The sequence below is a fragment of the Streptomyces sp. NPDC026538 genome (assembly GCF_055567535.1).
Genome location: NZ_JBVHQG010000001.1, coordinates 342,852 through 355,214 on the forward strand (window position 1 = coordinate 342,852; position 12,363 = coordinate 355,214).

Consider the following 12,363-nt stretch of genomic DNA (forward strand, 5'->3'; position numbering starts at 1 on the left):
GGGGTTTCCTGACATGCCGAAGAAGTCGAAGAAGCAGCAGCCCGGCGGCACCCCGGCGACGGTGGCCCTGACCGCGGCGGGCGTGGACTTCTCCGTCCACTCCTACGACCACGACCCCTCCCACCCGTCCTACGGCGAGGAGGCGGCGGAGGCGATGGGTGTGTCCCCCGACCGGGTCTTCAAGACCCTGGTCGCGGACGTCGACGGCGCACTCACGGTCGCGGTGGTGCCGGTGGCCGGCAGCCTGGATCTGAAGGCCCTGGCGACGGCGGTCGGCGGCAAACGCGCGGCGATGGCGGACCCGGCCCTGGCCGAGCGCACGACGGGCTACGTCCGCGGCGGCATCTCCCCGCTGGGCCAGCGCAAGAAGCTCCCCACGGTCCTGGACGCGTCGGCGTCCTCCCACCCCACGATCTGCGTCTCGGCGGGCCGCCGCGGCCTGGAGGTCGAGCTGTCCCCGACGTCCCTGGCCGACCTGACGGACGCGACCGTGGCACCCATCGGGCGTGCGTGACCTCTCGACGAAGCGCCCGTTCTCGGTTAATTACGGGAGACATGTCAAAGAAGACACGGAAACGAAAGTGGCGCACGAAGAAGGGCCACGCGAACCACGGTCGCCGTCCGGCATAGAGGCCGAGAGCACGGGCGGCCTGCCGACCACGACCCTCCCACGGCCGGATCGCGCAGTTCCCCGCGCCCCTGCCCCTCCAACCACCCCAACACCAAAAGCCAAAACCCGCCCCACACCCCCACCCCCAGCCCGTCCGTCCGGCCTCTGAGGACGAGACCGATCAGACACCCCCCAACCCGCCCGTCCTCCGAGCACGAAGCCGATCAGACACCCCCCAGCCCTCCGGCGTCTGAGAACGAGACCGTTCAGACACCCCCCAGCCCGCCCGTCCTCCGAGGACGAAGCCGCTCAGACACCCCCAGGCCGCCCGCCCTCCGAGCACGAAGCCGCTCAGACACCCCCCCAAGCCCGTCCGGCGATTGAGGACGAGGCCGTTCAGGCCGATGCGGGGGTCTGGGGGCGGCAGCCACCAAGGGCGGGGGCCTGAGGGGGCGCAGCCCCCTGGGATGGGACGGGTAAGGGCGGCGGGGGCGGAGAACTACGCCGGCGGAGCCGCGTACGGTCCGTCCCCATAGGGCGGCTCCGGATCCCGCGGGCCGAACAACGCGGTCAGCCCCAGATGCACCACCAACGCCGACAGCGACCACGCCAGCAACGCCCCCTTCGCCCCCAGCTTCAGCGGCGCCGAGAACGTGACCCCCTTGCCCACCGCCTTCGCGTGCGCGATCACGTCCTGCTGCGGCCCCAGCCACACCCCCAGCCGCCACGCCAGCAGCGACCCGAGCACTCCCCCGACCCCCAGCGCCACCACCAGCGGCACGCCCCCACGCCGCTGCCACAGGAACACCACCGCCGCGCTCACCGCCCCGAACGCCAGCGCCAGCAGCGTGAACGTCCCGTCCACCCCCACCGCCTGCTCCCCCTCGGTGTCCTCGAGGTAGACCACCCAGCCCTTGCTGGAGTGGTCCCCCACCAGCGGGACGTGCGGCGCCAGCCACAGCCACAGCAGCCCGAGCAGCACCCCGCTCACCGCGAGCGCGAGAACGATCACCGTGGCCTGACGCAGCTCGGTCTTCATCCCGGGACCGTCCTGTCCGTACGATGCTTCGACCGTCCCGGCAGGCGGCGGCGCCTGCCAGGCCTGGTGCGAGGACTGGTCGTGCGGCGGCGGAGGCGGCGTCAACGGTGCGGTCACCCTGACATCGTGCCAGGTCGCCCTGTGCGGCGCGTCACCGGACGGCGGCTCGGCGATACGCCCAGGTGGCGACGGCCAGCGAGACGACCCCCACCCCGGCACACACGCCCAGGTCGGCAAGGACGACGGTCCAGTCGGGCCGCGCCCCGAAGGTCCGGGCGTAGGCCTCCACGCCGTACGTCGAAGGCAGCAGGTCACGTGCGAACTGGATGATCCCCGGCATCCGGTCCGGCGGCAGCACGCCGAGCAGCAGGGCCGCCGACATGCCCAACTGCCCCAGCAGCGTGGCAAGTTCGGGCCGGGGCGCAAGCAGCCCGCAGGCGGCGCCGAGCCCGGACAGGGCGGCCCCCGCCAGCGGGATCACGGCCAGCAGAATCCACAGGTTGCCCAGCGGCAGCCCGAACAGCACACACCCGAAGACGGCCGTCACCAGCGTCCCCGGCACGGTGAAGGAGGCGTACGCCGCGGCCGCCCCGAGCACCACGGAGGCCGGCGGCACCGGCAGCGTGGCGTAGTGGTCGAGGCCACCGCTCGCCCGCAGCTGCCCGAAGTACTGCGCGAGCAGGTTCAGTGCCACATAGGCGACGACGACCACCGACGACCCCGCCACCACGGACTGGGCCTCGGCCCGGCTGTCCACCACCCCGCGCATCATGATCATGATGCCGACGGACTGGAAGGTCGCGACGAACAGCAGCGGGATCCGCGCCACTCGGGCACGGGACAGCTGCGCCCGGTAGACGGCCGCCAGGGACGGCCACAGACGCGCACGCGGGCCCAGCTCGGCCGCCGCGCGCGGCGCCGTCTCCTCCAGGGCCAGGGCACCGCCCGGCAGAACCTCCGCGGGTACGACACTCACGTCGCGCAGCTCCTCTTCCCAACGGCATCCACGGCACGTACGTCCGCCGCGCCTTCCCGTACGGGCCCGGTCGCCCCGGCGTTCACGCTCATGCCTTCACCAGCCCCTGCCGTGCGGCGCCGCCCAGCGCCAGATAGACGTCCTCCAGGCTGGGCGTGGCGAGGGTGAAGTCGTCGAGAGCCGCGAAGGCGGCCCCGCCGGTCACCGTGGCGACGACGGCACGCGCCTCCTCGGGGGCGAGCCGCAGCGTCCAGCGCCGGCCGGACTCGATTGCACGCTCCCGCAGGACGGCCACCTCGGGCACGTCCAGCGGGGCCTGCTCCCGCCACACCAGTTCCACCCGCACCTCGCCGGCGACCCGTTCCTTGAGCCCGGCCGGGGTGTCGCAGGCGATGACCCGCCCCTGGTCGAGCACGGCGACCCGGTCGAGCACCGTCTCGGCCTCGATCACGTTGTGGGTGACCAGGACGACGGTCGCGCCGTGCTCGGCCCGCCGCCGGTCGACGGCGGCCCACACGGCCCGCCGGGCCACCGGGTCCATCCCGGTCGTCGGCTCGTCGAGCACCAGCAGCGACCGCTGTCCGACCAGCGCCGCGGCGAAGCAGGCCAGCCGCCGCTGGCCGCCGGAGAGTTTCTTGATCGCCCGCCCGGCGAGGGGCGCGAGTCCCAGTTCCGCCAGCACCGCGTCCCGCTCGGCACGGGCCTGCCGTACGTCCAGGCCGCGCAGCCGCCCGGTGGTCTCGGCGGCGAGGGAGACGGTCAGCTCGTCGAGGGCGCTGGACTCCTGGCCCAGGTAGGCGAGGATCCGGGCGGCCCGCTCGGGATGCCGCACGATGTCGTGCCCGAGGATCTCGACGGTGCCGGCGTCGGGCCGCAGCAGCCCGGTGAGCTGCCGTACGAGGGTGGACTTGCCGGCTCCGTTCGGCCCGAGCAGCCCGAAGATCTCCCCGCGCCGGACATCGAGGTCCACCCCGTCGGTGGCCCGGACCTCGGGCACCGCGGGAGTCCCACGGCGCCCTTTGACCGCGGCGTAGGTCTTCGTCAGCCCACGCACGGCACACACCACGTCGCTCTGCTGCCGAAGTGCCCGACCCACGCCCGTACTCACAAGGGACGAGACTACGGGGTCGGCCCCGTTTACTCGCCTTTGGGGCCGTCGGCTTCACGTCCCCGGGGCCGGCTCATTCGGCCGGCGCATGCTCCGCGGCCCCCGCCGGCACGTCGATCTCGCGCCAGAACCCCGCCCGAATGGCGTACCGGTCGTGCTCGTCGATCTGGTCGTCCTTGTGCGCCAGCAGCCCGAACCGGGCCGCGTACCGCAGCAGCTCCCCGTCGATCCGGTGCGGAATCCGCGGGTACATCCCGGACAGCTTCTGCACGTGGTTCTGGTCGCCCAGCCGCGAGATCCACCGTCGGGCGAACACCTGCCCGACCTCGTACGGATCCCCGCCGACGGTCGTGATGTCCTCCTCCCGGTCGGCCCACCGCTGCTCCGCGGTCGTCAGCTGGGCCAGCGTCGGCATGGCGACGGCCTCCGCGGGCTCCGCGACGGCGCCCGGCCGGTCCACCCACCCCTTGTCGGAGGACCACCGCAGGGTCGCCGTGGTCGCCGGGTGCTGCACCGGCGACTGCGCGCCCGGCGCCCGCAGCGCGGCGAGGTCCTTCGGCGTGGGCACCCCCTTGGGCGCCGGCACCCGCTCGACCGCCCCGTTCTCCGCCGCGCCCGCCACGGGCGCCCGCTCGGCCTCGTCGGCCCCCGGCTCGGCCGCGGCCGACAGCCCCGAGTCGGGCAGCGGCGCGGAGAGGATCGCGGCGATCTCCGGCCGCGGCGCCGGCGGCGGCGCACAGACCCCGGTCAGCTCCTTCGCCCGTACCGCCTGGGTGATCCACGCGCGGTCCAGGACCCGCCGCTCGTCGGCCTCCGCGACCAGGTCCTCGGACTGGTTGTAGTCCCCGTCCGCGGCCTGCACGGCCCACAGGTGCACGGCGACCCCGTGCTCCTTGGCGGCCATCATGCCCGGCAGCAGATCGCCGTCGCCGGTCACCAGCACGACGTCCGAGCAGGCGCGGTTGCGGGCCAGTTCGGTCAGCTCGGCGTGCATGGCCGCGTCCACGCCCTTCTGGGCCCAGCGTCCGTCGCTGCGGGTCAGCGCGCCGAGCCGGACGGTGACCCGGGGCATCACGCGCAGCCGGCGGTGTTCCGGCTGCGGGACGCGGTCGGGGGCGCCGTCGAACCAGTAGATGCGCAGCAGTGGACGCTCGGTGTCGGATTCCGCGCGGTCGCGCAGCGCCTGGATGAGCGCGGCGTGGTCGACGGTGATCCGGGATCGGGAGGGCTCACCGGCGAGGAGACTGGCGGCGGCACCCAGCAGATACCCGGCGTCCACCAGGACAATGCAGCGGTCCACGCGACTCACCCTCTTTCCGGGAGGTTTGCTTTCGGGGCTTCCTTCGAGTCTGCCCGACGGCGCGGGGGTTAACGGCCCGAACTCGATCTTCGGCGTGGCGTTTCGGCACCTCGCTCTCCGACAAACCCTGTCACACACGGTAATTATCCGAAATGCGTCTGTTGTCAGCCTATGTGAATCTGAATTCGGCCCCTAGATCCCCCACAGGAGGCAGATCACCATGGCCAAGAACAAGAACCGCAAGGGTGGCTCTCAGAACCGCACCCCGCAGACCGAGCAGACCCACGAGCACCCGCAGCGTACGTCGACGGAGTCCCAGGACTCGCCGGTGTCGCACATCCAGGGCAGCCCGGCGGATGTTGCTCGCAAGAAGCAGAAGAGCTTCGGCCACAACTGAGCGGACTGACCAGGTCCCACCGGGCTGTTGAAGCCCAGGCACGCAGGAGGGGCGCACCCGGTGCGGGTGCGCCCCTTCCGCGCGCGTACGACCGGGGAACCTATCCGGCCAGGCAGGACGGGCCGAGCAGCACCTTCAGGTCGCCGAACAGGGCCGGATCCGGCTTCACCCGGTGCCGGTCGAGACGCAGCACGGTCGTCTTGGTCGGCCCCTGGAGCTTGATCCGGACCTCGCTGTCGCCCTTGTGGTGACTGAGGATCTCGCCGAGGCGGCTGACCATCGGCGGGGTGATCCGGGTGGCGGGGATGGTGAGGATCACGGGCGCGTTGGCGCCCGCGGCGGACAGGTCCGGGATCGCCAGCTCCATCGCCACCAGGCGGGGCACGTCCTCGCGCTTGTCGAGACGGCCCTTGACGAACACGACGGCGTCCTCGACGAGTTGGGTCGAGATGAGCTGGTAGGTCGCCGGGAAGAACATGCACTCGATGGAGCCCGCGAGGTCCTCGACGGTGGCGATCGCCCAGGCGTTGCCCTGCTTGGTCATCTTGCGCTGCAGGCCGGAGATGATGCCGCCGATGGTGACGACCGCGCCGTCGGCGTGCTCACCGCCGGTCAGCTGCGCGATACCCGCGTCGGCCTTGTCGGAGAGCACGTGCTCCAGGCCGAAGAGCGGGTGGTCGGAGACGTACAGACCGAGCATCTCCCGCTCCTGGGCGAGCAGATAGGTCTTGTCCCACTCGTCGGTGGTGAACTCCACGTCGAGGCCGAACCCGGGCTCGCTGCTCTCCTCCTCGCCCATCCCGCCGAAGAGGTCGAACTGGCCCTCGGCCTCCTTACGCTTGACCTGCACCACGTTGTCGATCATCGGCTCGTACTGGGCGGTGAGGCCCTTGCGGGTGTGCCCGAGCGCGTCGAAGGCGCCCGCCTTGATGAGGGATTCCGTGGTCCGCTTGTTGCAGGCGGTGGCGTCGACCTTGTCCAGGTAGTCGGGGAAGGAGGCGAACTTCCCCTTCGCCTTGCGGGCCTTGATGATCGACTCCACGACGCCCGTGCCGACGTTGCGCACGGCCTCCAGGCCGAAGAGGATCACGTCGTCGCCCTGGGCCGCGAAGTTGTGCACCGACTCGTTCACGTTCGGCGGGAGCACCTTGATGCCCATGCGGCGGCACTCGTTGAGGTAGACGGCCGACTTGTCCTTGTCGTCCTTGACCGAGGTGAGCAGCCCGGCCATGTACTCGGCGGGGTGGTTCGCCTTCAGGTAGGCGGTCCAGTACGAGACCAGGCCGTACGCGGCGGAGTGCGCCTTGTTGAAGGCGTATCCGGCGAACGGGACCAGCACGTCCCACAGGGCCTGGATGGCCTCGTCGCTGTAGCCCTTGTCCCGGGCGCCCTTCTGGAAGAGGACGAAGTTCTTGGCCAGTTCGTCGGGCTTCTTCTTGCCCATCACGCGGCGCAGGATGTCGGCCTCGCCGAGCGAGTACCCGGCGATGATCTGGGCGGCCTTCTGCACCTGCTCCTGGTAGACGATCAGGCCGTAGGTGACCGCGAGGACTTCTTGGAGGGGCTCCTCCAGCTCCTTGTGGATCGGGGTGATCTCCTGGAGCTTGTTCTTGCGCAGCGCGTAGTTGGTGTGCGAGTCCATGCCCATCGGGCCCGGACGGTAGAGCGCGGAGACGGCGGAGATGTCCTCGAAGTTGTCGGGCTTCATCAGGCGCAGCAGGGAGCGCATGGGGCCGCCGTCGAACTGGAAGACGCCCAGGGTGTCGCCGCGCTGGAGGAGTTCGAAGGTCTTCGGGTCGTCGAGCGGCAGGGCCAGCAGGTCGAGGTCGATGCCCTTGTTGGACTTCACCATCTTGACGGCGTCGTCCATGATCGTCAGGTTGCGCAGGCCGAGGAAGTCCATCTTCAGCAGGCCGAGCGACTCGCACTGCGGGTAGTCCCACTGCGTGATGGTCACGCCGTCGGTGTGCCGCACCCAGATCGGCGCGTGGTCCACGATGGGCTCGCTGGACATGATCACGCCGGCCGCGTGCACACCCATCTGCCGGACCAGGCCCTCGACGCCCTTGGCGGTGTCGATGACCTTCTTGACGTCCGGCTCGTTCTCGTACATCCCGCGGATCTCGCCCGCCTCGTTGTACCGCGGGTGCGAGGGGTTGGTGATGCCGTCCAGGTCGATGCCCTTGCCGAGGACGTCCGCGGGCATCGCCTTGGTCAGGCGGTCGCCCATCGCGTACGGGTAGCCCAGCACGCGCGCGGAGTCCTTGATGGCGTTCTTGGCCTTGATCTTGCCGTAGGTGCCGATCATGGCGACCTTGTCGGCGCCGTACTTCTCGGTCACGTACCTGATCACCTCGACGCGCCGGCGCTCGTCGAAGTCGATGTCGACGTCGGGCATGGAGACGCGCTCGGGGTTGAGGAACCGCTCGAAGATCAGACCGTGCGGGATCGGGTCGAGGTCGGTGATGCCCATCGCGTAGGCGACGATCGAACCGGCCGCGGAGCCTCGGCCGGGGCCGACCGCGATGCCGTTGTTCTTGGCCCACATGATGAAGTCGGCGACCACCAGGAAGTAGCCCGGGAACCCCATCTGGATGATGACGTCCATCTCGTAGTCGGCCTGCTTCTGGCGGTCGTCGGGGATGCCGCCGGGGAAGCGGCGCTCCATGCCGCGGCGGACCTCCTCCTTGAACCAGGTGACCTCGGTGTAGCCCTCGGGGATGTCGAACTTGGGCATCAGGTCGCGCTTCTCGAACATGCCGGTGGTGTCCACCATCTCGGCGACGAGGAGGGTGTTGGCGCAGCCCTGCTGCCAGGCGTCCGAGGAGTCGACGGCGTACATCTCGTCCGTGGACTTCAGGTAGTAGCCGGTGCCGTCGAACTTGAAGCGGTCCGGGTCGGAGAGGTTCTTGCCGGTCTGGATGCACAGCAGGGCGTCGTGGGCGGTCGCCTCGTGCGCGTACGTGTAGTGCGAGTCGTTCGTCACCAGCGGCGGGATGCCGAGCTTCTTGCCGATCTCCAGGAGGCCGTCGCGGACCCGGTGCTCGATCTCGATGCCGTGGTCCATCAGCTCCAGGAAGTAGCGGTCCTTGCCGAAGATGTCCTGGTAGTCGGCGGCCGCCTTCAGGGCCTCGTCGTACTGGCCGAGGCGGAGCCGGGTCTGCAGCTCGCCGGAGGGGCAGCCGGTGGAGGCCACGATCCCCTCGGACCACTGGGAGATCGTCTCCTTGTCCATCCGGGGCCACTTCTGCAGCCAGCCCTCGGCGTAGGCGTCGGAGGAGAGCCGGAAGAGGTTGTGCAGGCCGGTGCTGTTCACCGCCCACATCGTCTTGTGGGTGTAACCACCGGAACCGGAGACGTCGTCCCGCTTCTGGTGCGGCTGGCCCCACTGGATCTTGCGCTTGTTGCGCCGCGACTCGGGCGCGACATACGCCTCGATCCCGATGATCGGGGTGACTCCGGCCTTCTGCGCGGTGTGGAAGAAGTCGTACGCCCCGTGCAGGTTGCCGTGGTCGGACATGGCGATGTGTGTCATGCCCATCTCGTTGCAGGCGTTGAACATGTCCTTCAGCCGCGCGGCACCGTCCAGCAGCGAGTACTGGGTGTGGACGTGCAGGTGCGTGAACGGCGGCTTTGACACGGTTTCGGCCTCCAGAGGAAAACAAGCGTCGACGATCTTCCGACCGACTGCGGACCGACTGCGGACAGTCTGGTGGGACGGCGAAATCCTATGCCTCGGCACTGACAATCCGCCCGCCACCCCGCGTACCTTCAGGCGAAGAAAGCGGGCACTCCCCCGGACCTTCGCACGTTGGCCCGAAGGAGAGATCCGCCCCACATGTCACGTACCACCCGTACCAGGAGGCACCCAGCGATGCCGGTCCCCCAGCTCAACGGCGAGCAGCGCGGCGAGGAGATCCTCGCCGTCTTCGACACCGCCTTCGGCGAGCTCCTGGCCGCCGACCCGGCCGCGTTCCGCGTGAAGTTCCGGAAGATGGCGGCCTCGGCCTTCGCCTTCTACCGGGGCACGGCCGCGCTCTTCTACCACGACGTGGACGCCGAGAAGCGCGGCGGCCCGTTCCTGGACGAGCGCACCTCGCGCGTGTGGATCCACGGCGACCTGCACGCGGAGAACTTCGGCACGTACATGGACTCCAACGGCCGCCTGGTCTTCAACGTCAACGACTTCGACGAGGCCTACGTCGGCCCCTTCACCTGGGACCTGAAGCGCTTCTCCGCCTCCATCGCGCTGGTCGGGTACGCGAAGGCGCTCAGCGACGAGCAGATCACCGAGCTGGTCGAGGTGTACGCGGGCGCCTACCGGGAGCGGATCCACGCGCTGGCGACCGGCGCCAAGAGCGACGAGGTGCCGCCGTTCACCCTGGACAGCGCCGAGGGCCCGCTGCTCGGCGCGCTGCGCGCGGCCCGCTCGCTGACCCGCTTCGAGCTGCTGGACTCGATGACGGAGATCCGCGACTGGGAGCGCCGCTTCGCCTCCGGCGGCGGCTCCATCGAGCTGGACGCCGCCACCCGCTACAAGGTCCTCGCCGCCTTCGACGGCTATCTGGAGACGCTTCCGGAGTCGTCCCTGTCCCGCCCGGACTCCTACCGCGTGAAGGACGTCGTCGGCCGGCGCGGCATCGGCATCGGTTCGGCCGGCCTGCCGTCGTACAACATCCTCCTGGAGGGCTCCACGGACGCCCTGGAGAACGACGTCGTGATCTACATCAAGCAGGCCCAGACCCCGGCCGTCTCCCGGCACATCACGGACCCGGCGATCCGCGACTACTTCCAGCACGAGGGCCACCGCACGGTGATCTCCCAGCGCGCCCTGCAGGCGCACGCCGACCCGTGGCTGGGCTGGACCGAGCTGGACGGCTCCGGGCAGCTGGTCGCCGAGGTGTCGCCGTACGCGGTCGACCTGGACTGGGGCGACATCGACGACCCGGAGGAGATCGCGGCGGTCGTCGCGGACCTCGGCCGGGCCACGGCGTCGATGCACTCGGCGGCCGACGACCAGTCCGGCGAGTCCCTGGTGCCGTTCTCCACCGAGCGGGCCATCGACGCGGCGATCGCCGCCGACGAGGAGGGCTTCGCGCCCCTGCTGGCCGACTTCGCGCACAGCTACGGCGCACGCGCGCGTGCCGACCACCAGATCTTCGTCGACCTGTTCCGCAACGGCCGCATTCCGGGGCTGTAACCTTCACGGATTCACAGGGCTCTTTTAGGGGTCCCTTACATGAGTACGTGACAGACTCTCCACCGCTATGGACATATCCGGGACCCAGCTCAGAGCCGTGCGCGCGGCGCTGTTCACGGCCTTCGTCGTGACGCTCAGCACCGCGTCGCACGTGCTGCTGTCCCGGGCCCCGCTGCCGTTCTCCACGGTGGCCGCGGTCGCCGCCGGCGTGTTCGGCACGGCGTACGCGCTGGCGGGCCGCGAGCGTGGCTTCGGCCGGATCGCGGCCCTGCTGGTCCCGCTGGAACTGGCCGCCGACACGGTCTTCACCACCGGCCAGCACGCCTGCTACGGCCGGGCCGGCGGTCCCATCGCCGGCCCGCTGCGCGCGGTCGGCTTCGACGTGCTGTGTCACGGCGGCGCCGTCGGCACCCCGCTGGCCCGGATGACCGGCGGCTCCCGGGCCGCCGCGGCGCTCGCCCACGCCGACCCGACCGCGGCCTGGCTGCTGCTGGCCGCGCACGTCGGTGTCGGTCTGCTGGCCGCCGCCTGGCTGCGCCGCGGCGAGCGCGCCCTGACCCAGCTGCTGCGCGCGGTCGCCGCCACCACCTTCCGCCCGCTGCTCCTCGCGGTCGCCGCGGGCACGGTCCGGCTGGTTCCGGTACGAGGACTGCCGCGTCCGGCGCCGCGTACGGCCGCGGCCCGCGACCTGGTCCTCGTGCACTCCCTGGGACGGCGCGGACCGCCGTGCTCCCGGGCGCTCGCCCTGCCCTTCGCCTGAGCGCCCCTCTCTCACCGGCACACCCCTCGTTCGAGCACGACGAGTCCCCCGCACGTATCCCGCGTACGACATGTGCGCGTCCCATATGGAGATCACCAACATGAGCAAGCGGAACAGCCAGTCCGCCAAGAACGCGGCCCGGGAGCGACTGCGCGTCGAGCGCGAGAAGCAGGCCAAGCGCGCCAAGGTCAAGCGCCAGGTCATCGTGGCCTGCTCGGTCGTGGCCGTGCTGGCCGCGGCGGGCGGCATAGGTTACGCCGTCGTCCAGGCCAACAAGCCGGGCTACTGGGAGGACGAGAAGTCCGCCAAGGTGGTCGCCCCGGCCAACACCACGGGCACCGACGGCACCACGGTCGTGATCGGCAAGTCCACCGCCAAGAAGACCCTCAAGGTCTACGAGGACCCGCGCTGCCCGATCTGTGCCCAGTTCGAGCAGACGGTCGGCTCGACGGTGAAGAAGGACATCGACGACGGCAAGTTCAAGATCGAGTACATCGGTGGCACGTTCATCGACGGCGACTCGCTGGGCAAGGGCAAGATCGGCACCAACGGCGAGGGCTCCAAGAACGCGATGAGCGCCATGGGCGCCGCGCTGAACGTCAGCCCCGAGGCGTTCCTGGAGTACAAGACCGCGCTGTACTCCACGAAGTGGCACCCCGAGGAGACGGACGACAAGTTCAAGAACGACAGCTACCTCATCCAGGTCGCCAACACCGTCCCGGCGCTGAAGAACAACAAGACGTTCCAGGACGCCGTGAAGTCCGGCAAGTACGACGCCTGGGCGCTGGCCATGTCGAAGACCTTCGACACCAACAAGGACGGCGTGACGGGCACCCCGAGCTTCGTCATGAACGGCAAGATGCTCACGGCCGACTCCAGCGGCAACCCGCCGATGACGGTCGCGGCCTTCAACTCCTTGGTGGACGCGGCCCTCAAGGCGTAACCCGCCGCTGTGCACAGGTACGGCACCAGC

Annotated in this window: 10 protein-coding genes; 5 read left to right on the plus strand and 5 right to left on the minus strand. The window is 70.3% G+C overall.

What is annotated here, in order from left to right; translation table 11 throughout:
* Positions 1–13 precede the first annotated feature (13 nt).
* Positions 14–514, plus strand: a complete 501-nt coding sequence (gene ybaK / locus ACZ4N4_RS01605) for a Cys-tRNA(Pro) deacylase (RefSeq protein WP_467583237.1) — start codon at positions 14–16, stop codon at positions 512–514.
* Between the two features lie 595 nt (positions 515–1,109).
* Here ybaK and ACZ4N4_RS01610 read toward each other — a convergent pair.
* The 4 genes from ACZ4N4_RS01610 to ACZ4N4_RS01625 all read right to left on the minus strand — a co-directional run bounded on the left by ACZ4N4_RS01610 (position 1,110) and on the right by ACZ4N4_RS01625 (position 5,033).
* Positions 1,110–1,766 (minus strand): AAA family ATPase, encoded by a 657-nt coding sequence (locus tag ACZ4N4_RS01610; protein WP_467583240.1) that lies wholly within the window; start codon positions 1,764–1,766, stop codon positions 1,110–1,112.
* A 34-nt stretch (positions 1,767–1,800) separates the two neighbouring features.
* The gene (locus ACZ4N4_RS01615; RefSeq protein WP_467583243.1) at positions 1,801–2,625 is read right to left on the minus strand and encodes an ABC transporter permease; all 825 of its coding nucleotides are present in this window, start codon (positions 2,623–2,625) and stop codon (positions 1,801–1,803) included.
* Between the two features lie 88 nt (positions 2,626–2,713).
* Positions 2,714–3,688, minus strand: a complete 975-nt coding sequence (locus ACZ4N4_RS01620) for an ABC transporter ATP-binding protein (RefSeq protein WP_453571597.1) — start codon at positions 3,686–3,688, stop codon at positions 2,714–2,716.
* 118 nt (positions 3,689–3,806) lie between these two features.
* Complete coding sequence (locus ACZ4N4_RS01625; RefSeq protein WP_467583246.1) at positions 3,807–5,033, minus strand: NYN domain-containing protein; 1,227 nt, start codon at positions 5,031–5,033, stop codon at positions 3,807–3,809.
* Positions 5,034–5,253: 220 nt separating this feature from the next.
* On the opposite strand from ACZ4N4_RS01625, the gene ACZ4N4_RS01630 reads away from it, so the two are divergent.
* Positions 5,254–5,430 carry a hypothetical protein gene (locus ACZ4N4_RS01630; RefSeq protein WP_453380166.1) on the plus strand — a complete coding sequence of 59 codons (177 nt, stop codon included), beginning with the start codon at positions 5,254–5,256 and terminating at the stop codon, positions 5,428–5,430.
* A 100-nt stretch (positions 5,431–5,530) separates the two neighbouring features.
* Here ACZ4N4_RS01630 and dnaE read toward each other — a convergent pair whose 3' ends face one another.
* A complete protein-coding gene (dnaE, locus tag ACZ4N4_RS01635) occupies positions 5,531–9,070 on the minus strand; it encodes a DNA polymerase III subunit alpha (RefSeq protein ID WP_453571305.1) in 3,540 nt (1,179 codons plus the stop codon).
* 234 nt (positions 9,071–9,304) lie between these two features.
* Between dnaE and ACZ4N4_RS01640 the strand changes: the two genes are divergently transcribed.
* The 3 genes from ACZ4N4_RS01640 to ACZ4N4_RS01650 all read left to right on the plus strand — a co-directional run bounded on the left by ACZ4N4_RS01640 (position 9,305) and on the right by ACZ4N4_RS01650 (position 12,333).
* Positions 9,305–10,630 (plus strand): DUF2252 domain-containing protein, encoded by a 1,326-nt coding sequence (locus ACZ4N4_RS01640; protein WP_467583249.1) that lies wholly within the window; start codon positions 9,305–9,307, stop codon positions 10,628–10,630.
* 67 nt (positions 10,631–10,697) lie between these two features.
* A complete protein-coding gene (locus ACZ4N4_RS01645; protein WP_467583252.1) occupies positions 10,698–11,390 on the plus strand; it encodes a hypothetical protein in 693 nt (230 codons plus the stop codon).
* A gap of 100 nt (positions 11,391–11,490) precedes the next feature.
* On the plus strand, positions 11,491–12,333 hold the full coding sequence (locus ACZ4N4_RS01650; protein ID WP_453571313.1) for a thioredoxin domain-containing protein: 843 nt from the start codon (positions 11,491–11,493) through the stop codon (positions 12,331–12,333).
* Positions 12,334–12,363 lie beyond the last annotated feature (30 nt).

Bases quoted from the DNA above. Each gene is read 5' to 3' on its own strand.
- ybaK (WP_467583237.1), top strand. From the start codon at position 14: ATGCCGAAGAAGTCGAAGAAGCAGCAGCCCGGCGGCACCCCGGCGACG.
- ACZ4N4_RS01630 (WP_453380166.1), top strand. From the start codon at position 5,254: ATGGCCAAGAACAAGAACCGCAAGGGTGGCTCTCAGAACCGCACCCCG.
- ACZ4N4_RS01640 (WP_467583249.1), top strand. From the start codon at position 9,305: ATGCCGGTCCCCCAGCTCAACGGCGAGCAGCGCGGCGAGGAGATCCTC.
- ACZ4N4_RS01645 (WP_467583252.1), top strand. From the start codon at position 10,698: ATGGACATATCCGGGACCCAGCTCAGAGCCGTGCGCGCGGCGCTGTTC.
- ACZ4N4_RS01650 (WP_453571313.1), top strand. From the start codon at position 11,491: ATGAGCAAGCGGAACAGCCAGTCCGCCAAGAACGCGGCCCGGGAGCGA.